This window comes from Alphaproteobacteria bacterium, from assembly GCA_033762625.1.
Taxonomy (GTDB): domain Bacteria; phylum Pseudomonadota; class Alphaproteobacteria; order UBA9219; family RGZA01; genus RGZA01.
Genome location: JANRLI010000001.1, coordinates 1 through 21012 on the forward strand (window position 1 = coordinate 1; position 21012 = coordinate 21012).

Annotated in this window: 17 protein-coding genes; 6 read left to right on the forward strand and 11 right to left on the reverse strand. The window is 50.4% G+C overall.

From position 1 onward, the window contains the following. The coding region (locus SFW65_00005; GenBank protein ID MDX1921494.1) for a hypothetical protein at positions 1–216 on the reverse strand (216 nt) is incomplete at its 3' end. 72 nt (positions 217–288) lie between these two features. On the opposite strand from SFW65_00005, the gene lipB reads away from it, so the two are divergent. The 5 genes from lipB to SFW65_00030 all read left to right on the forward strand — a co-directional run bounded on the left by lipB (position 289) and on the right by SFW65_00030 (position 7333). Beyond that, complete coding sequence (gene lipB / locus SFW65_00010; GenBank protein MDX1921495.1) at positions 289–909, forward strand: lipoyl(octanoyl) transferase LipB; 621 nt, start codon at positions 289–291, stop codon at positions 907–909. A 149-nt stretch (positions 910–1058) separates the two neighbouring features. Next, positions 1059–2183 (forward strand): diguanylate cyclase, encoded by a 1125-nt coding sequence (locus SFW65_00015; protein MDX1921496.1) that lies wholly within the window; start codon positions 1059–1061, stop codon positions 2181–2183. A gap of 75 nt (positions 2184–2258) precedes the next feature. Continuing rightward, positions 2259–4619 (forward strand): UvrD-helicase domain-containing protein, encoded by a 2361-nt coding sequence (locus SFW65_00020; GenBank protein MDX1921497.1) that lies wholly within the window; start codon positions 2259–2261, stop codon positions 4617–4619. A gap of 15 nt (positions 4620–4634) precedes the next feature. After that, positions 4635–5528 (forward strand): 50S ribosomal protein L11 methyltransferase, encoded by an 894-nt coding sequence (locus SFW65_00025; GenBank protein MDX1921498.1) that lies wholly within the window; start codon positions 4635–4637, stop codon positions 5526–5528. Positions 5529–5536: 8 nt separating this feature from the next. Further along, positions 5537–7333, forward strand: coding sequence for an aminopeptidase P family protein (locus SFW65_00030; protein MDX1921499.1), 1797 nt, complete (start codon positions 5537–5539; stop codon positions 7331–7333). An 8-nt stretch (positions 7334–7341) separates the two neighbouring features. Here SFW65_00030 and ligA read toward each other — a convergent pair whose 3' ends face one another. The 5 genes from ligA to ftsZ form a co-directional block, all read right to left on the reverse strand. After that, on the reverse strand, positions 7342–9435 hold the full coding sequence (gene ligA, locus SFW65_00035) for an NAD-dependent DNA ligase LigA (protein ID MDX1921500.1): 2094 nt from the start codon (positions 9433–9435) through the stop codon (positions 7342–7344). Further along, a complete protein-coding gene (gene recN / locus SFW65_00040) occupies positions 9432–11153 on the reverse strand; it encodes a DNA repair protein RecN (GenBank protein ID MDX1921501.1) in 1722 nt (573 codons plus the stop codon). The genes ligA and recN overlap by 4 nt, the downstream gene beginning before the upstream one ends. Positions 11154–11167: 14 nt before the next feature. Continuing rightward, positions 11168–12094, reverse strand: a complete 927-nt coding sequence (locus SFW65_00045) for an outer membrane protein assembly factor BamD (GenBank protein MDX1921502.1) — start codon at positions 12092–12094, stop codon at positions 11168–11170. Between the two features lie 70 nt (positions 12095–12164). After that, positions 12165–13112 carry a UDP-3-O-acyl-N-acetylglucosamine deacetylase gene (gene lpxC, locus SFW65_00050; GenBank protein ID MDX1921503.1) on the reverse strand — a complete coding sequence of 316 codons (948 nt, stop codon included), beginning with the start codon at positions 13110–13112 and terminating at the stop codon, positions 12165–12167. A 212-nt stretch (positions 13113–13324) separates the two neighbouring features. Next, positions 13325–14974 (reverse strand): cell division protein FtsZ, encoded by a 1650-nt coding sequence (gene ftsZ / locus SFW65_00055; GenBank protein MDX1921504.1) that lies wholly within the window; start codon positions 14972–14974, stop codon positions 13325–13327. A gap of 249 nt (positions 14975–15223) precedes the next feature. Here ftsZ and SFW65_00060 point away from each other — a divergent pair, with 249 nt between their 5' ends. After that, the gene (locus SFW65_00060) at positions 15224–15544 is read left to right on the forward strand and encodes a hypothetical protein (GenBank protein MDX1921505.1); all 321 of its coding nucleotides are present in this window, start codon (positions 15224–15226) and stop codon (positions 15542–15544) included. Here the strand turns inward: SFW65_00060 and ftsA are convergent. Genes ftsA through murC form a run of 5 tightly spaced genes read right to left on the reverse strand, consistent with a single transcriptional unit; the run spans position 15541 to position 21012 of the window. After that, the gene (ftsA, locus tag SFW65_00065) at positions 15541–16812 is read right to left on the reverse strand and encodes a cell division protein FtsA (GenBank protein ID MDX1921506.1); all 1272 of its coding nucleotides are present in this window, start codon (positions 16810–16812) and stop codon (positions 15541–15543) included. The two genes, SFW65_00060 and ftsA, sit on opposite strands and share 4 nt — an antisense overlap. 23 nt (positions 16813–16835) lie before the next feature. Further along, positions 16836–17687 carry a cell division protein FtsQ/DivIB gene (locus SFW65_00070; protein ID MDX1921507.1) on the reverse strand — a complete coding sequence of 284 codons (852 nt, stop codon included), beginning with the start codon at positions 17685–17687 and terminating at the stop codon, positions 16836–16838. 18 nt (positions 17688–17705) lie between these two features. Further along, on the reverse strand, positions 17706–18647 hold the full coding sequence (locus tag SFW65_00075) for a D-alanine--D-alanine ligase (GenBank protein ID MDX1921508.1): 942 nt from the start codon (positions 18645–18647) through the stop codon (positions 17706–17708). Continuing rightward, entirely contained in the window at positions 18644–19531 is an 888-nt protein-coding gene (murB, locus tag SFW65_00080; GenBank protein ID MDX1921509.1) for a UDP-N-acetylmuramate dehydrogenase, read from the reverse strand. Before murB ends, SFW65_00075 begins: the two co-directional genes overlap by 4 nt. Next, complete coding sequence (gene murC / locus SFW65_00085) at positions 19528–21012, reverse strand: UDP-N-acetylmuramate--L-alanine ligase (protein ID MDX1921510.1); 1485 nt, start codon at positions 21010–21012, stop codon at positions 19528–19530. Before murC ends, murB begins: the two co-directional genes overlap by 4 nt.

Genomic DNA, 21012 nt, shown 5'->3' on the forward strand with positions numbered 1-21012 from the left:
TGTGCTACGTGTTGCCGTGCGTTCCGATTTGAATGCAAAATCACGCGATACAAGTTCGGGCCGCGCAGTGCAAATGGCATTCATCGCCGCTTCAAACGCAGCCGGATTGGGATGGCGAAGAATAACAATATCGAAGTTTGCCGAAAACATGGCTTCCAGTGCTGCTGTTTGGTCAGCAGTTATAAATAGTCCTGGTAAGGGCTGTTCGCTGTTCATATATCGTTTTAAAAAATGCAAAGATTATGATGTTTATTTACTAATCAGCTGCATGAAAGTAAAGTTTAAAACATGACTGAATGGCAATTAAGCCCCAAACCCGTTGAATATCCTGAAGCCTTGGCCGCCATGGAAACCCATGTCGATGCGATGATTGCGGGTAAGGCAGATGAGAAAATATGGCTACTCGAACACCCGCCGCTTTACACCAGTGGCACCAGTGCGGATGCTGCCGAGCTATTAGCGCCGCAGCGTTTTCCGGTTTATCCAACCGGCAGGGGTGGGCGCTATACCTATCATGGGCCGGGCCAACGCGTTGCATATGTCATGGCAGATTTGCGCGCCCGCGGGCGTGATGTGCGCGCTTATGTGCAAAATCTTGAACAATGGGTCATCAGCGCGCTTGCGGAATTCGGTGTGAAAGCTGCGCAGCGCGAAGGACGCATCGGGCTGTGGGTTGAGCATAATGGCCGTGAAGAAAAAATTGCGGCAATTGGTGTGCGCATTCGCAAATGGGTTGCGTATCACGGTGTGGCTATTAATGTGAATCCTGATTTATCGCATTTTGCCGGAATTATTCCGTGCGGTATTTCCAGTTACGGGGTGACATCCCTCAACGCGCTAGGAATCGATGTGAAAATGAACCAGCTGGATGATGCCCTTAAATCATCATGGAACCGCGTTTTTAAATAAAAATTTACATTCGGCTTACAAAACAATTTGTAAAATAGTGCTTATAAACGCGATAACTCCAACAGTTAATAGGCATTTGCCATTTTATCTTTTTTAAGGGTTTGTGCGCTAAATTAGCACTCCAATTCCTTGATAATGATGCCGTATCGATGTTCGAAGATTCCATTCAAAAAGCCAGTGAATATTCCAAAGCGGCCTTGCTGCGTCTGGAATTTTTAGGGTTGCCGCCAACGCCGCAGAATTTTGAACTGCTCTATGCCTATGTCAGCGGTCGTTTGCCGCAGATTAAAGAATTAGTGGATGGCGCAGTGCGTGGCAGCGGTTTTACGGCTGATCAAGCGCGCGCTATTTACGATAAGCATCTGGGCGCCGATAAAGAAAAAGAAGTTTTGCAAAATAACGTCAAACAGCTTTCCGAAGAACTGGCACGTGTGATGGAGGTCATCTCCACCGTTAATGAAGGCAATGCACAGTTCAGCGAAACCTTGAGCGGGTTCACAACGCATCTGAACAAACCCTTATCGGTTGATGAAATTCGCGCCGCTGTCAATAAAGTGGTTACCGAAACCAAGTCGATTGCGACCAAAAACCAGCAGTTGCAAGAACAGCTTGAAAAATCATCCGCGCAAATTACCGTGATGAAAGAAGATCTAACGCGCGTTCAAAAAGAAACCCTCACCGATTCATTAACCGGCGTTGGTAATCGCAAGCATCTCAGCAATGAATTGAAACGCCTCGTAACCGATGCGGAAGAACAAAAATCTGCGCTCAGCGTATTGATGATTGATATCGACCATTTCAAGAAATTCAACGACACCCACGGGCATTTGGTGGGTGATCAGGTATTAAAACTGGTGGCGCGCACCCTTATGGAAAACCTGAAAGGAAAAGATTGCGTGGCGCGTTATGGCGGCGAAGAATTTGTGATTGTATTGCCGCAAACCAAATTGATGGATGCGCAACGCGTAGCGGATGCGCTGCGTATGTCTGTATCGCAAAAGAAAATCATCCGCCGCGATACCCATGCAACCCTGGGTCAGGTCACGGTTTCAATTGGCGTTGCGCAATATCACCCGCATGAACCGCTTTCGCAATTCCTCAAACGTGCTGATGCAGGCATGTATTTGGCTAAAGCTGCGGGCCGTAACCGTGTGGTGGTGCAAGATTTGGATAGCGTGACCATGGCAAAACTGATGGATGCGAAGGGCAAAGATGCCGACCGCTTCGATGACCTCGATTCGGATGATGGCGGAACCGAAGTTGCCGCAGGTTAAATCAGCCGGAACTTGCTAAAATTCCCCCATAGCTTTTTTCGTGTATCTTTTCGCGTTTTGTTCTATCTTTAGGGCATGCAGCATGCCCTTGTTTCTTCAAATGTTTCTTCAAAAGATAATTACCCGGTCGATATGTTATCGGGGCTAAACCCCGCGCAACGCTCCGCCGTTGAAGCGGTGGATGGCCCTGTATTGGTGTTGGCAGGTGCGGGCACAGGTAAAACCCGCGTACTCACCACCCGCCTTGCCGCGATTTTGCTAAGCGGCCGTGCCAGCCCATTTCAAATCATGGCGGTTACTTTTACCAATAAGGCCGCGCGCGAATTGCAGGAACGTGTTTCGGCGCTCGTTGGCCAACCGACGGAAGGCTGGTTTTTGGGCACGTTCCATTCGCTGTGCACCCGCATCTTGCGTAAGCATGCAGAACGCGTTGGTTTGAAGCAGAATTTTACAATTCTAGATACTGATGACCAATTGCGTTTAATCAAACAAATACTGGAAGCAGAACATGTCGATACCAAGAAAACGCCGGCACGCGCCGTGCTTGCGGTCATCGAACGCTGGAAGGACAGGGGCTATACACCTGATAAAGTACCGCCCAGCGAAGTAACGCAAAGTGGCTTATATCTGAAGGTCTATACCATCTATCAAGATCGCTTGCGCACGCTCAATGCCTGTGATTTCGGCGATTTACTTTTATACAATCTGGTGCTGCTGCAAAATCATCCCGACTTGCTTCAAGAATATCAGCATCGCTTCCGCTATATTCTGGTTGATGAGTATCAAGATACCAACGTCGTGCAATATTTATGGCTGCGGTTGCTGATGCTCACCCCCGATGGACAGGCGCGCAATATCTGCTGTGTGGGCGATGAAGACCAATCGATTTACGGCTGGCGCGGCGCAGAAATCGGCAATATTCTTCGGTTCGAACAGGATTTTCCGGGAGCAAAAATCATCCGGTTGGAGGAAAACTATCGTTCTTCCGGCCATATTCTTGGCGCTGCATCGGCATTAATTGCGCATAACCGCGACCGCTTGGGAAAAACCTTGTGGACGAGTGCAAGCGAAGGCGCAAAGGTCCGCGTACAATCCTTATGGGACGGTGAAAGCGAAGCGCGCTTTGTGGGCGATGAACTGGAATCCTTCCAGCGCCGCGGCATGCCGCTCAATAATATGGCGGTGTTGGTGCGCGCGGGTTTCCAAACCCGTGAATTTGAAGAACGCTTTTTAAAAATCGGTGTGCCTTATCGTGTTATCGGTGGCCCGCGTTTCTATGAACGTCAGGAAATTCGCGATGCGATTGCGTACATACGCCTTATGCTTGTGCCGGAAGATGATTTGGCGTTTGAACGCATCATCAATGTGCCAAAACGCGGTCTTGGTCCCGCCACCATGCAGCAAATTGCCGTTCATGCGCGGGAAAACAAGGTTGGAATGCTGCACGCCGTGCGTGAATTGCTGAATCGCGATGCATTTAAACCCAAAATGCGCGCAACGCTGGAAAGCTTCATTCGTACTTATGATGTGTGGGTCCAGCAATTACCTGATTTACCACATACCGATTTAACGGAGCGCGTGCTGGAAGAATCCGGCTATATCGCCATGTGGCAGGCTGAAAAAACGCCCGATGCACCCACACGCCTTGAAAACTTGAAAGAACTTATCAATGCCATCGCTGAATTCGATAATCTGCAAAGCTTCATGGAGCACGTCAGTCTGGTCATGGAAAAAGCGAGCGCGGAAGATCAAGACCAAGTAACCATCATGACCCTTCATGCTGCCAAAGGCCTCGAATTTGATTTGGTGTTTTTGCCGGGTTGGGAAGAAGAAATTTTTCCATCCCGCCGTTCCTTGGAAGAAAACGGCATGAAGGGTTTGGAAGAAGAGCGTCGCTTGGCTTATGTCGGCCTCACCCGCGCGCGCCAGCACGCGGTGATCAGCACCGTTGCCAATCGCCTTGTCTATGGTTCATGGACAAATGCTATTCCTTCACGCTTCATTTCTGAACTGCCCGCACAGCATATTGAAGCCAGCGCGGAAGCCGGCATGTTCAGCGCGATGAACCGCAGCAGCTTTTCCGAAGGTGGCTTTCGAAATATGCGCGGGGCCCCAAGAAATTTGGATGCGTCGCCACAAGAATTTGCCCAAACATCCTATAATTCATCCGCTTATCGCGGAGCTGCTTTTGGTAAATCCAATTACCCCGCACGTCCAAAAGCCAATTTAATTGAAGGTCGCGCCGAGCGTGTAGAGGTTGATGAAGAAACCTCCCGTAAATTCAGCAAGGGTGACCGTGTCTTTCATCAAAAATTCGGCTATGGCAATGTCGCGCTGGTGGATGGCGTAAAGCTGGAAGTGGAATTTGATATGGGTGGCACCAAAAAAATCATGGCTGATTTCGTTGTGCCTGAAGATTTAGCCGGGCAGTTTTAAGATGAGTCAGTTCTAATGGCTGTTAAATTTGTCTGGTCACTCACGCTTTATGTGCCGCACACGGTTATTCAGGATGCGTTGATGCTTTTGCCCGAAGGCGAAGTAGGGCAAACCGCCTTCAAAGCTGACGCAGAAGACCGCAGCGAAAACCCGTTATGGATTGCCGAAAGCCTTTATTTGGCAGAGCCCGATATGGCTAATTGCCTCATGGAGCTATCCATTCTGGCAAGCGGGAATAACCACGCACCATACCGCCATGAATTACAAAAACTGCCTGCGCAAGGTTGGCTGAAGGCAAACCAAGACAGCTTCGCCCCAATTGAAATCGGGCGGGTAGTTATCCACGGTGAAAAAGACCGCGCTACTATTTCTGCTAACAAAATCAAAGTTGAACTTGAAGCATCTTGCGCATTTGGCACCGGCGAACATCCAACGACGTTTGGTTGCCTAACTGCATTGCAGGAGCTGCATATAAAGCCTGATGCGCATGTGCTCGATTTAGGTGCGGGTTCGGCAATTCTTGCAATGGCCATGGCAAAACTTTTTAAAACACGTGTCGTTGCAACCGATATGGACGCGGACTCCGTCAGTGTCGCGCAAGAAAATTGTCGCAAGAATGGCGTCGCGCGGTTTGTAATTAACCGTAAGGCGATGGGGTTTGCCCATGCCGCCATTGCACGCCATAAGCCTTATGATGTTATTTTAAGTAATATTTTTGCGCGGCCGCTGGCTAGGCTTGCGCCCGAAATGCGCAGGCATTTGAAACCCGGCGGCATCGTTATTTTAGCGGGTTTTCTGCATAAAGATGTGGCACGCGTTGCAAATGCCTATGCGCTACAACGCATAGTGATTAAGCGGCGTTTACGCTTTGGCAATTGGTGTATATTAGTCTTGAAGAAGATGGGATAGATTAAAAAATGGAATTTGCCGCAACCAAATCACAGCAAGCTGAACGCATCGCCGCGCTGCGCGATGTGCTTGTGCATGAAAAACTTGACGGATTTCTGGTTCCCCTGGCTGATGAATACATGAATGAATATGTGCCGCCGTCAGCGCAGCGTCTAACATGGCTCACCGGGTTTACGGGTTCATCCGGATTTGCGGTGGTGCTTCGTGACAAGGCCGCGTTTTTTACCGATGGGCGTTACACCATTCAGGCAGAGCAACAGGTTGGAAATCAATACTACGAATTGCGTCACCTCACTAAAAATCCGCTCCATGAATATCTGGCGCAACATGTTAAGGAAGGCGATCGGATTGCTTATGACCCGTGGTTGCACACACGCGCCAGCATCGAAAAAATCAAGGCAGTGTTGACCAAAAACAAAGCCAAGTTGATTTGCGTAGATAAAAACCTGATTGATCTGGTGTGGCAGAATAAACCCGCTGCACCGATGACCGAAATATTTGTTCATGATATTAAATATGCAGGCGAAACCAGCGCATCCAAACGCACACGGTTGGCTAAAGAATTGAAAGAGCAAGGCCTTGATGCCATGGCGCTTACATCGCCGCCATCAATTGCGTGGCTTTTAAACGTGCGTGGCGCGGATGTAGAGGCAACACCATTACCACTAAGTTACGCTATTTTATACAACACGGGCAGTGTGGACTGGTTTGTAAATCCAGCCAAGCTCAAACCGGAAACACGCAACATTCTATCTGCTGATGCTACCATTCAAACGCCGGATGATTTCGCTAGTGCGCTAAAACAACTGGGCGCTAAAAAAGCCAAGGTCCGGGTTGATGCGCAGGAAACACCGTCGCGTATTCTTGATATGCTTGATGATGCAGGGGCAAGTGTTGATGCAGGGATTGATTTGTGCGATTTACCAAAAGCCTGCAAGAACAAGGATGAACTATCGGGTATCAAGGCCGCGCATATCCGCGATGGCTTGGCGCTTACCAAATTTTTATGTTGGCTTGCAGCGCAAAAGCCTGGCAGTGTCACTGAAATCGCTGCCGAAGATAAATTGCTGGAATTTCGCAAAACTGCATCTGGCTTTATCTACCCTAGCTTTCCATCCATTTCCGGCGCGGGCCCGCACGGGGCTATTGTGCATTACCGCGCTACTAAAGAAAGCAATCGCGGTCTAAATGCGGGCGAACTCTACCTGATAGATAGTGGTGGCCAATATTTTGATGGAACAACCGACGTTACGCGCACGCTGGCAATTGGCACGCCATCACCGCAGATGAAAACGCATTTCACGCTGGTGCTCAAAGGCCATATTGGTTTAGCTCAGGCGGTATTCCCGCAAGGCACACATGGCGGGCAACTTGATATACTCGCGCGTCAGCACTTATGGGCCGCAGGACTTGACTATGATCATGGCACGGGCCATGGGGTGGGGGCTTTCCTTGGCGTGCATGAAGGGCCGCAAAGCATTTCTGGCCGTTCCACCGTGCCACTTCGAGCAGGAATGGTGATATCGAATGAACCTGGGTATTACCTGACGGGCGCCTATGGCATCCGCATTGAAAATCTGGTTTTTGTCAAAGAAAGCACGAACACGCTTGATGGCAAGCCGATGTTCGAATTCGAAACGCTGACCCTTGCGCCAATCGATCTGAACTTGGTGGATGCTTCGCTGCTCACCGCATCAGAAAAAACATGGCTCAATACCTATCATGCAACCGTGTTTAATACCCATGCGCCAAATATGAACGAGCAAGAAAAAGCGTGGCTTAAAGCCGCGACCGCGCCACTTTGATTTATATCCTATAGCCCAGCCATCTTAAGCCATTCGGCTTCGTCTAGTACGGTGACGCCTAGTGCGCGCGCTTTATCGGCCTTGCTACCCGCATCTGCGCCAACCACCACGTAATCGGTTTTTGATGAAACGCTGCCTGCTACATGCGCGCCAAGCTTTTCAGCTTTGGCTTTTGCCTCATTACGGCCCATCGTCTGCAAGGTGCCTGTAAACACAATGGTTTTTCCTGTTAGCGCTGTGGCTGCGCTGGCGACGCGTACAAAATCCTCAACTGTTACTTCGTCCAATAAATCACGGATAATTTTCTGGTTATGCTTATCTGCAAAAAAGCCGATTAAATCATCCGCCATCACCTTGCCAATACCATCCAGCGCAACAAAATCACGGTATGCGATGCTATCATGGTCTGCTGCTTCAATCATTTGCTCACTAAGATTTTTCCAAGACCCATAATTACGTGCCAGTAATTTGGCGGTGGTTTCGCCAATCTGACGGATACCAAGCGCGAAGATAAACCGGTCAAGCGGAACGGTGCGTTTGGCGTTAATCGCATCAAACAGTTTTTGAACCGATTTTTTGCCCCAGCCTTCGCGTTTTTCCAGCGCCTTGTCTTTATCACGCGATTCAAGCGTAAAAATATCTGCTGGAACCTTGATTAAGCCCTCATCCCAGAAATCGCGCAGCGATTTGTCGCCCAGTCCTTCAATATCCAACGCATCGCGGCTGGCGAAATGGATAAGACGTTCGATTGCCTGTGCATTGCACGTAAAGCCGCCCGTGCAACGGCGTACAGCCTCACCCTCAGGGCGAATGGCCGGGCTGTTACACACCGGGCAGGTATCAGGAAACACATATGCGCTGCTATTTTTTGGGCGTGCATCCAGCTTCACGCTGACAATCTGCGGGATCACATCTCCCGCGCGCCGGATAATTACACGGTCGCCCACGCGGATATCTTTGCGTTGTATTTCATCTTCATTATGCAGGGTTGCGCGCGATACCATCACGCCGCCCACGTTCACAGGCTCCAGTTCTGCAACGGGCGTAAGGGCGCCGGTGCGACCCACTTGAATAATAATATCGTTAAGGGTTGTTTCGGCTTCCTCGGCAGAAAACTTGTGCGCAATCGCCCAGCGCGGGGAACGGGAAACAAACCCAAGACGTTCCTGCAAATCAAAATCATTTATTTTGTAAACCACGCCGTCCAAATCGAAGGGCAGGGTAGAACGCATCTGCGCAATCTTGGCATGATACGCAATCATATCTGCTGCGCTTTTACATACTTGTGAGGGTTCATTAAGCGCAAAGCCCCAGTTTTTAAGGGCACCGCGTAATTCCTGCTGGCTATTTACTATCCGCCCATCACTATAACCCAACGAATAAGCAAAGAATTTAAGCGGGCGCGTGGCCGTTATGTTTGGATCAAGTTGGCGAAGGCTTCCTGCTGCCGCATTGCGCGGGTTTGCAAAGGTGGGTTTGCCCTCCGCAATCTGCTTTTCATTCATTTTAAGAAAATCGCCGCGCTCCATATAAACTTCGCCGCGAATTTCGATTGTTGCAGGAAATTTGCCCGATAATTTTTTGGGAATATCCTTAATCGTACTTAAATTTTGCGTAATGTCTTCGCCAACTTCGCCATCACCTCTGGTTGCGCCTTGCGTGAACACGCCGTTTTCATAAAACAAACTAGCGGAAAGTCCATCAATTTTTGGTTCTGCCACGCATTCAACCGCAGTATCGGTGCTTAAATTCAAAAAACGCTGAATGCGGGTGATAAAATCTGTTACGTCCTCATCATCAAACGCATTCCCAAGCGATAGCATCGGCACGCGGTGCTTAACCTTGCTAAACCCGCTTAACGGCGTAGCGCCAACGGCTTTTTCAGGATTATTGGCAGGAACAAGATGCGGATAGCTTTCAGCCAGCTTTTTAAATGCACTACGCAGAGCGTCATATTCGCCATCGCTGATTTCCGGCGCATCTTTCTGGTGATACAATTTGTCGTGATGCAAAATTATATCCGCAAGACGTTGCATTTCCGCCTTGGCTTCAAGTGGAGTGAGTTCTATCTCCACAGGCTTTTTGGGATTTTTTTTACTCATGACGCTTTGCGCTTTTTGGCTGGCGATACTTCTACGCCATTTAACAAACTATCAGCGGCAGCACGGGCCGCTTCGGTAATTTTTTCACCGGCCAGCATGCGGGCGATTTCTTCACGCCGCGCATCGCCGGTTAAGGTGATGGCACTGGTTTGCATCTGGCCTTTGACGGTTTGCTTTTCAATGCGCCAATGGTGATTGCCGCGCGCTGCAACCTGCGGGCTATGCGTAACCACCAGCGTTTGAATGGTATGGCCAAGCTTGGCAAGACGTTCGCCCACTGCGCTGGCGGTTGCACCGCCAATGCCGGTATCCACTTCATCAAATACCAAAGTCGTGGCGCTAGCGTCTTCGGCCAAACATAAGCGCAGCGCGAGCATAAACCGCGCCAGTTCACCGCCCGATGCGACCTTATGCAATGCGCCGCTGGGCATACCGGGGTTGGTTGCGGCGGCAAACGTCACGCGGCTCATCCCCTTGGCATTCGCTTCATTAAGCGGAAGTAATTCTACATTCACCTCAAAGCGGGCATTCTCCAATTTGAGTGGCGGCAATTCCTTGTGCACCGCTTTTTGTAATCCTTTGGCGGCTTCCAAACGCGCTTCATGCAGTTTCTTGGCTTGCGCTTCAAACGCTGCACGCTTTTGCGCCATTTCTTTTTCTAATTTGCCGAGTTCCTTGCCGGAATGTTCCAGCAAATCGGCCTGCGCCGCCAATTCATCATGCAATTTGGCAAGGTCATCGACATTCACACGGTATTTGCGTGCGGCAGCGCGCAGGGCAAATAACCGTTCTTCGCTTTTTTCCAACGCGGCGGCATCAAACGCATCGCTGTGTAGCAGGTTTTCAAGCAAGGCGGATGCTTCGGCAAGCGCATTTTCTGCGATATCCAGTTGCGCAAGCGCGGGATTTAAAAGTTCGCCGGCTTTTTCGGCTGCCCGCGTTAATACGCGCCGCGCCGATGCTGCCATGCGCTGCGCGCCCTTATCATCCTGCGATATATCACGGTGTGCGGATTGCAGCGCATCCATAATCTTTTCGTGGCTCTGTAACCGTGTACGCTTTTCAGCAAGCATATCGGCTTCACCCGCCTGCGGCGCCAATTGCTTAAGCTCACTTAATGCGGCTGCAATATCTTCGGCCTGTTTTTGCGCGGCATCCACATCTGCCTTGGTTTTATAATATGCCGCAACTGCATCTTGCCATGCGGTGTACAACAATTCACACGCAGCCAAATCGCCTGCTAATCCCGCAAAGCTGTCTAAAAAACCAATATGTGTTTCGCGGTTCAAAAGGCCATGCGTTTCAAACTGCCCATGCACCTCCACCAATAACTCACCAATTTTTTTCAGTAAGTTCACGGCCACCGGTTGGTCATCAATAAACGCCTTGCTGCGCCCATCGCGGCTGATAACGCGCCGCAGAATAAGCGGTTCACTGCTCCCCGCATCACGCAATCCCTGTTCATTAAGGAGCGCAAGGGAAGGATGCTTTTTCGGAAGTTGGAAAGTAAGGCTAACGCTTGCCTGGTCTGCGCCGCTGCGTATCAAACTTGCTTCACTGCGTGCGCCTAAACCCAACCCAAGGCTGTCGAGCAAAATGGATTTTCCCGCGCCCGTTTCGCCCGTGAGAACTGACAGACCCCCAGGAGAAGGAAGAGTGCAATCAAGCTCCAGCTTTTCAATCAGCACAACATTGCGGATGGATAGCTGGGTGAGCATGGAGCGATGCGTTCCTATTTCGGGGCTTCGGTTTTTGAAGTTGGGGTTTCGGTGCGGATATAGACTGGTTGAATAACTTCGCGTTTGGCTGCGGGTCTAACCGTTTCAGGCGGCGCAGGTTCGGGGGCGGGCTTGGGCGTTGAGGAACTGAATTGTTTTGCAATCCAGCTTGCTTCGTCCTTTTGTGGTGAGAGGCCCTTACCCTTCAATACTTCGTAACTGTCTTGATACCAGCGGTTGCCTGGATAGTTATACCCCAATACCGCTGCAGCGGTTTGCGCTTCTTTTGGAATGCCAATCAGCAGATATGTTTCCACAATCCGGTGCAATGCTTCGGGCACATGGCTGGTGGTCTGGAAATCTTCAATCACGCGGCGGAAACGGCCCAGCGCGGCGATATATTGTTTCTGGTTCAGATAATACCTGCCAATTTCCATTTCCTTACCCGCCAAATGGTCTTTGGCAAGGCCAATTTTTAATTCCGCATCGCGTGCATACGGTGTCCCTGGAAAGCGGCGCGATACTTCGCGTAATTCATCCATTGCCTTTGCGGTGTTGCCTTGGTCGCGTCGCACATCGCTGATTTGTTCGTAATGGCACAGCGCCTTTAAGTAATAGGCATAGGCAATTTGCGCATGGCCGGGGTGGATTTGAATAAAGCGGTCAAGCGTATTAATCGCATCATCGTATTTGTAATTCTGGTAATGCGAAAACGCCGACATAATCTGCGCACGTGATGCCCATTCGGAATAGGGATGCTGGCGTTCCACTTCGTCAAACAGCCGTGCGGCTTCGGCAAAATCCTTTTCTTCCATGGCTTTGGATGCAGCCGAATAGAGCTGGTCGACCGATTTTTCGACATAGGGTTTTTCAGTGGTACCTTCGCAAGATGCAAGCAACACAAGCGCAAGGACAATGCAGAGTTTTTTGATATGAGCCATGGCTCGTTTATAGACGAATTTGATGGCGTGAAAAAGTGCGAAAAGATGTCTGAAATCAGGCCTAAAACGCCTAAACAGAAACGGTGTTTTCTGAAAGCTGGGAAGCAAAGCCTAATGATTCGCTTATCTCTACTTTGGTATAGGCGCTGGGGTCAGCGAATAAAGCACGGAGCAAAGCGTTGTTAAGCGTGTGGCCTGAACGGTTACTTTCCATGTGGCCCAGAATAATTCCGCCGGCCAGTGCCACATCACCTACAGCGTCCAGCAATTTATGGCGTGCCAGTTCATTGGGGGAACGATAGCCGCCCGGGTTCATGATCTTGCCTTCGGCATTAATCAAAATCGCATTACTGAAATTTCCGCCCAGCGCCAATCCCTTGGCGTGAAGATATTCCAAATCGGTTTTAAAGCCAAAGGTACGTGCGCTTGCAATATCCTTAATGAAATTGCCGTCCTCAAAATCAAAATAGGCTTGTTGTTCACCCACATTATGCTGCGGGTAGGCAACGGTTACGCTAAAGCGCGGTGTTGCTGCGGGCAATAAACGTGCATACGCATCGCCGTGCTTGGCTTCAATCGGCTTGATGATTTTGATGAATTCACGCGGAGCTGCGCCGCAATCCACAATCCCAACGCTTGCAATCATATGCAGGAAAGGCAAGCTGCTGCCATCCATAATCGGCATTTCGGCGCCGTTGATGGTAATATGCGCGTTATCAATACCGCTGGCAAAAAGCGCCGCCATCAGATGTTCAATGGTACGTACTTCAACGCCGTCAGCGTTTAAAATTTGTGTGCAAAGCGGGGTCACGCGCACGCCGCTCCAGATTGCAGAAACGATATTGGTTTTGTCTTTCACATCGGTGCGCTCAAACTGGATACCGTAATTGGCGGGAGCAGGTTGAATACTGATACGCACCGATTTTCCGTTATGCACGCCTTCGCCTTCACACGACAGCGGCGCTGCCAGCGTTTTTTGTGTGCCCGATAAAACGGGAGAAGGAAGGAGAGGTTGCAAGTCGCCCAGCACTGAAGAATCCAAGAGTTAGAACAGTTCTGTAGGGGAACGTAACAAAGGGCAGGGCGCCCCCAAAATCACTGGTTATGACGTTGTATTACAATGATAACTATCTGTGAAATAAGCATAAAATGGCAGTTGCAGGGATATAAAAAAAGGCAAAAAAACGGCGCCAGAACACATCCGACGCCGTTTGAAGAAAAAGATGGAGATTAATTCGATTGGCGACGCAGGAATGCGGGGATTTCCAGCGTTTCTTCTTCCGAAGAAAGACGCGGACGATCCGATGCATTCACGCCCAATTCTTTAGCGGGGGATTGGGAAGTTTGTTCAGCGGGCGCTGCTGGCACATCACGCTTGCCGCCAAACTCAGCGATGCGCGCAAAAAGCGAGCTGCTGCGCTTCGTGTTTTGTTTTTCATTCGGCTGCACGAAAGCAGCTTGCTGCTGTGGTTGTTGTGCCTGTGGGAATTGCGGCTGTGATTGACCAAAGGAAATGGATGCTGGTGGCTGAACAGGCTGGGGTGCTTGCTGTTGTTCAGCGGCAGTTGCCTGGTTCATGATGCTTTCAGCCTGCTTTGCGCGTTCCAGCAATTGGTCCAGCGCAGCGCTTTGCGATGTTACCGTTTGCTGCTGGGGTTGTTTTGGCGCGCCCCAGGTAAAGGGTGACGAGAAAGAAGGTTGCGGTGCCGCAGGTGCTTGTTGCTGCTGTTGCTGTGGTGCCGGATTATAGAATGAAGCCTGTTGTTGTGGCTGCACCTTTTGCGCCTGTTGTTGTGCCGCAATCGGGGCTGTGAAACCGGAATTGAACGACGCTTGTTGTGGAGCTTCGGGTGCGCGGAATTTGGATGTGTTTAAACCGGCCATGCCCACTGCCTGGCTGCGCGGCATTTCAGCGGCGGTATCAATACCTGTAGCCACAACGGAAACGCGCATGCGGCCATCCATCTTTTCTTCAAAGGTTGAACCAAAGATGATGTTTGCATCGGGGTCAACTTCTTCGCGGATGCGGTTGGCTGCTTCATCAACCTCAAACAGGGTCATGTCATACCCGCCAGTGATGTTGATGAGCACACCGCGTGCCCCCTTCATGGAGACATCATCAAGTAATGGGTTGGCAATTGCCGCTTCGGCTGCATTCACGCTGCGCTTGTCGCCGGTTGCTTCGCCGGTGCCCATCATTGCTTTGCCCATTTCACTCATCACGGAGCGGATATCAGCAAAGTCGAGGTTAATCAAACCAGGCATAACCATCAAATCGGTCACGCCGCGAACGCCGGAATGCAATACTTCGTCAGCCATGCGGAATGCATCCGCAAAGGTTGTTTTTTCATTGGCAATTCTGAACAGGTTTTGGTTTGGAATGATGATGAGCGTATCCACATATTGCTGCAATTCGGCAATACCGGCTTCCGCCATACGCATGCGGTGTGAACCTTCAAAGTGGAATGGTTTGGTTACAACGCCAACGGTCAAAATGCCATGTTCGCGTGCGGCTCTGGCAATCACGGGCGCTGCGCCAGTACCCGTGCCGCCGCCCATACCGGCGGTGATGAAGGCCATGTTGGTGCCTTCTAGGTAAGCGTTGATTTCATCAATTTGTTCTTCAGCAGATGCGCGGCCCACATCCGGTTTCGCGCCAGCGCCAAGGCCGCGTGTCAGGTTTACGCCAAGCTGCAATTTACGCTCGGATAAATTGCTGGAAAGTGCCTGCGCATCGGAATTGGCAACCACAAATTCAACGCCTTCCAGATTGGAGCGGATCATGTTGTTGACCGCATTGCCACCTGCGCCGCCAACACCAAAAACGGTGATGCGTGGGCGAAGCTGGGTTTGCATTTCTGGAACTGTAATTTGAATCATTGTGATTAATCCCTAGGTTGAATTAGGCGTTTGGATAAGTGTTTGAATCTGTATCGGGAAGGCTAAGCCGCGGCTCGGATTCGAAGCAAGGCCAAATCAACTGATTTGCGTAATGATTGGCGGAAATCCTTAATAGATTGGCCATCCGGCGGTATTTTTATGGCAAGATCATCGGGGGCATGTTTTGGCACAGAATATGCTTCTATCCCTATGCGCATCCGTTGATGGATGTGCGTGAAGGAGACGGGTATGAGCAGTGCGATTTCGGGCTTAAGCAGCTATTTTCCTGGGCAAAGCGTCGGCCAGACCGTTAACTTAACGTCAGCCAAAAAGGATAAAGGCCAGACAGATCCTGCCGAGGAGCTGGTAAAATATTCCCAGATGTCGGCGGCAGACAAAATCCGCTATCAGTACCTTCGTGCGCATAACCTCACTGAAGACGACTTAACAGCCATGTCGCCCAAGGTGCGTGCAGATATTGAAAAGAAGATTTCCGAAGAAATTAGACGGGCCATGGATAAGCACGGCAATACAACCCCGATTGGCTTCAATCTGAATATCACTGCTTAAATCGCGTTGCGCAGCCAGCCACCAATGCGGTCAAAGAACCCTTGGCTCGCGCTCAAATCCTGACCAAAGCGCGGCATGCCGGCGATGGGGTTGGTGGTGTATGCAAGTAATCCCGCAATCGTCGCAAAGGCAGGGCCTGACGCATTATCGCTTAGACCTTGCAAACGATAGGGGCGGCCAATGCGTACTTGCTTATCCAGAATGCGCTGCGCCATTTCACGAATGCCCGGTAATTGACATGCGCCGCCCGTTAAAACAACGCGGCGGTTTATCGCAACGCTGCCTTCTGCCGCCTTCAAACGGTCGCGCAGATGTTCAAATGTTTCTTCAAGGCGTGGCCCGATAATCCGGATAAGATGGGATTTTGGAATGTGGTTGGCATGTTCGGGTGCTTCTTCGCCGACCTGTGGCACATCAATCATCTCGCGTTCATCGGATGAGCTGGAAAGTGCATTGCCGAATAATGTTTTTAAACGCTCCGCATGATTGACGGGCGTTGTTAACCCGCGCGCAATATCATTGGTGACATGCATGCCGCCAATCGGAATACTATCGGCATGCACCATTTGCTTGTCATTGAATAGGGCAAAGGTGGTTGTGCCGCCGCCCATATCAATCAGCGTCGCGCCCAATTCCATTTCATCATCCACAAGGCAGGCAAGGCCACTGGCAAAAGGTGAAACCACCACATGCTCGACCTGTAAATGACAGCGTTGTAGGGCAGAGAGCAGGGTACGGATAGGTGCATAATGCGCCGACACCATATGCAGCTTGGCATTCAAATTATCGCCAATCATACCGCGCGGGTCACGGATGCCGTTTTGTCCATCAATTGAAAAATCAGTGGGAACAAGATGAATAAGCTCCGATCCTTCCGGCAGACTTTCCTGCTGGCCGATTGCCAGTGCGCGTTCAATATCATAATCGCTGGCTTCGCGGCCATTCAGATTGATGTGAATATCGGCGTGATGTGAAACTAGTTTTCCACCGGAAAAATTTACAATCACGCGGCTGATTTTTTCGCCGGCAACTTCTTCGGCGTTATCCAATGTTGCGTTTATCGCATTTTGTGCGGCTTCCACATCCACGATGTTGCCACCTTTTACGCCTTGGGAAATATGATGGCCGATACCGATAACCCGTGTACCGCCTTCGGCCGTGGTGCGCGCGATGAAACAGCAGATTTTGCTCGAGCCAATGTCCAGCGCGGCCAAAATATCCCCTTTGCCGTTGGAGCGTTTGCGGGTGGCTGAATTATCATTGGTCATGTTTTTTTACCCTGCGTTGTCTGCTATATCTTTGGGGCTGACTTTTGATTTTTGGGTGGTTCAATCGGGTCGTTGGTTTCAATAATCATACGGTCGGGCAGGCGCAAATCCACTGCAATTATGCTTCGCTCCATGATTTGCTGCTCGCTCATCGCCTTGTTCAGACGTTCCAACGCCGCGCCAACTTTTTCTTCGGGCAGTTTTACAACAATATTATTATTCATATGCAAATCCCATCGGCGGTTCGAAACGCGCACCGCCGCGCGCAACGGCGTAAGGATAGATTGATAACGCAATAACTGCGCAATCAAATCCGCCGCATGGGTATTCGCGCCTTCCCCCACAACCAATGGCAGGCTAGGCGTTTCATCTTTGCCGATATCGCGCAGTTCATGGCCCTCGCGGTCAATGAGCTTGATAATTTGCTTGTTCTGCCAAATCGCAATCGGTTCGCGTTCATAAAGCCGCACAAAAATGGTGGAAGGCAAACGGCGTTCCACAATACCACTTTTCACCCACGAGATTTCACCTAGGCGTTTAAGTGCATCATGCGGGTTGAACGCAAGAATGGGAGAGCCCTTTTCAACTTGCAGAACGCTGACAATCTGGTCTTTATCGGTTTGATTGCGTCCTTCGACCAGAATGTCTTCAACGGCAAAGCCGGCCTTGCGCGTCATTTCCAAACCATTCGCCGTCAGTAACTCCGCTTGTTTTTGAAACCAGCCCTGACGCCACAACACCAACCCGCAACCCAATACGCCAACAAGAACGAAGATAACGCAGGAAAGCAAAGTCGTGCGCCAGTTCCACACCATTTCAGCAGAACGCGGTGCAGGTCTTGGTTTTGAGCGGCGGATGATAACTTTACGTTTCATGCTTCAAATCAGACATAACTAATCAGGTTGATGCGGATGTTCGATAATCCATTGACAAAGTTGCGCATAAGACATGCCTTTTGCAGCAGCTTGTTCGGGAACGAGTGACAGCGGGGTAAATCCCGGCTGATTATTCATTTCAAGGAAATAAAGACTTTCAGCTTCAGGGCGCGATTCATCAAAACGCAAATCAATCCGCGCAACGCCCGAACAGCCCAGTGCGGTATAGGCAACTTCCGCTATGCGCATCGCTTCTTTTTCAACCGCTAATGGAATATGCGCAGGGCAATCATGCGTTGCATGCCCAGCCGTATATTTCACGGTGTAATCATAAAAATCGGATGTGAATTTTATTTCCGTAACCATCATGGCCTTGCCGCCGATTAAACCAACGGTCAATTCGCGGCCGGGAATATAGCGTTCCACAAGCACTTCATGACCATAGACCCAGCCTTCACGTGCTACATCAAAATTCTCGCCCTTGCGAACAATATGCACGCCAACGCTGGAGCCTTCATTGGTCGGTTTAATAACAAACGGCGCTTCAAATGGAAAACCATCCCTTAAAATTTCTTCCCGCGTCATCACTTTACCTTCGGGGCAACGCACGCCGTAGGCGGAAACAATCTTTTTAGCGGTGGGTTTATCCATACACATCGCGGAGCACAACACACCGGAATGCGTATAGGGAATGCCAAGAAATTCCAACACACCTTGAATGCAGCCATCTTCACCGCCGCGTCCATGTAATGCGTTGAAAATCACATCCGGTTTGCCCATCGGTTGCTGCAAAATGGATTGCAATAATCCAACTAGATCACGCTGCACATCGATCGCAACCACCTGATGTCCAAGTCCCTTTAAGGCTTCCACGACCAATGCGCCGCCGGTCAATGATACTTCGCGTTCAGCCGACCAGCCGCCCAGCAAAACCGCAATTTTTTTTGGCGTGATGCTCATTTCTTCCCTAACCGTTTTATTTCCCAACGCAATTCAACGCCGCTTTGTTTGGCAACGCGTTCGCGAACTGTTTCGCCCAGCAATTCTAAATCATGCGCAGAAGCTTCGCCCGTGTTTATTAAAAAATTACAATGCTGATTCGAAACCTGTGCCCCGCCAATCGTTAATCCGCGGCATCCCGCCGCATCTATTAATTGCCATGCCTTTTGTCCAGCAGGGTTGGCAAAGGTGGAGCCGCCCGTATAACTGCGAATGGGTTGGCTGCTTTGACGGCTGTTTTGAATGTCTGCCATTTTGGCGGTAATCGCGGCTGCATCGCCTGCCTTGGTTTGGAAACGGGCGGAAAGAAAAATATGGCCTTCCGGCGTTTCGGAATGACGGTAGCTAAAGCCAAGCTCGGCATTGGAAAGCATCTTTATATTACCATTTCTATCCATCAGCCGTGCATCAATCACCACATCCTTGAATTCACTGCCATACGCACCGGCATTCATAAACAACCCGCCGCCAACGCTGCCGGGAATACCGCTCATAAATTCTACACCGGTTAAACCGGCTTTCTCGGCCGCTTTGGCAACTTGTAAATCAACAGCGGCTGCGCCAGCGGTAATCACATCACCAGCAACAGTAATTTTCTTGAATTCCTGTCCAAGGCGGATAACCACGCCTGCAATACCGCCATCGCGCACAATGACGTTTGATGCAAGGCCAAGGATGGTCACCGGAATAAGTGGCGACAGGTTCTTTAAAAACTGCGCAAGGTCGGCTTCATCGGCGGGCTTGAATAAATAATCCGCATTGCCGCCAACCTTGAACCACGTGGTGTCTTTGAGTGGCGCATCCTTGATGATGGCGCCGCGCACATCCGGCAACACCACACTCATGTCTGCTTGGCCGTTTTCTTCGGCGCGGTACTATAGATAGCTTCGAGCGCCTGCGGCAATTGTTGCGCCCAGCTGGTGATGTTGCCTGCGCCAAGACAAACAACCAGATCATTCGGATTGGCAAGGTCAGCAATTAAATTGGGTAATACATCAGCGGATGCGAGCGCATGCACATGTCGGTGGCCATGCTTACGTAACCCTTCCACTAATGCATCGCGGTCAAATCCGTCAATTGGTTGTTCGCCCGCCGCATACACATCGGCAACGATCACCGTATCTGCTTCGTTAAAGCAGGTGCAGAATTCATTGAATAACGATTGCAAGCGTGTGTAACGATGCGGCTGCACAACAGCGATGGTTCGCCCAGTGCCGCCACGCGCGGTTTTTGCTGCCGATAGTACTGCGGCAATTTCAACGGGGTGATGGCCGTAATCGTCGATAACAGTGATGTTGTTGACCACACCAATTTTGGTGAAACGGCGTTTTACACCGCTAAACTTTGCCAATGCTTCGCGCATCACCGGCGTTGCGATGCCCAGCGCTCTGCCAACAGCGATTGCTGCCAGCGCATTCAAAATATTGTGCTGTCCGTACATCGGCAAATCAATACCGGTCACGGTTTCCGATGTGCCGTATTTCGGGCCAAGTAAATTATCATTGAATATCACATCAAAGCGCGCACCGAATGCGCCGGTTTCAATATTGCTTGCGCGCACATCGGCTTGCGCATTGGTTCCATAGGTAATCAAACGGCGGTCAGATACGCGCGGGATCATCGCCTGAACTTCGGGATGGTCGGTGCATAGCACCGCAAAACCATAGAACGGAATATTACTCACAAACGTGTCGTATGCTTTGCGCACCGCATCGAAACTGCCGTAATGCTCCATATGCTCAGGATCAATATTGGTAACAACGGCAACGGTGGCAGGCAGTTTGGTGAAAGAACCGTCAGACTCGTCACTTTCCACCACCATCCATTCGCCATCGCCCAAACGCGCATTCGTGCCATAGGCATTGATAATGCCGCCATTGATGACGGTGGGGTCTTTTCCGGCGGTTTCCAGCATCGCACCGACCAATGATGTGGTCGTAGTTTTGCCATGCGTGCCGCCAATCGCGATCGCCCATTTAAGGCGCATAAGCTCGCCCAGCATTTCAGCGCGGCGCACAATCGGAATATGTTTTTCACGAGCGGCGATTAATTCTGCATTATCTTTTTTAATCGCGGATGAGATAACAACCACGGTCGCATCACCCAAATTGCTTGCATCATGGGCGGTGAAAATTTTAATGCCGCTCATCCGCAGGCGTTTGACATTCGCATTCTCTGCCGCGTCGCTGCCTTGCACCGTATAGCCAAGATGGTGGAGGATTTCGGCAATCCCGCTCATGCCAATACCGCCGATGCCTACGAAATGGATCGCGCCAACCTCAAGCGGAATGCGTGTCTTGTTATGAAATGGTAAAACGGTGTTCAT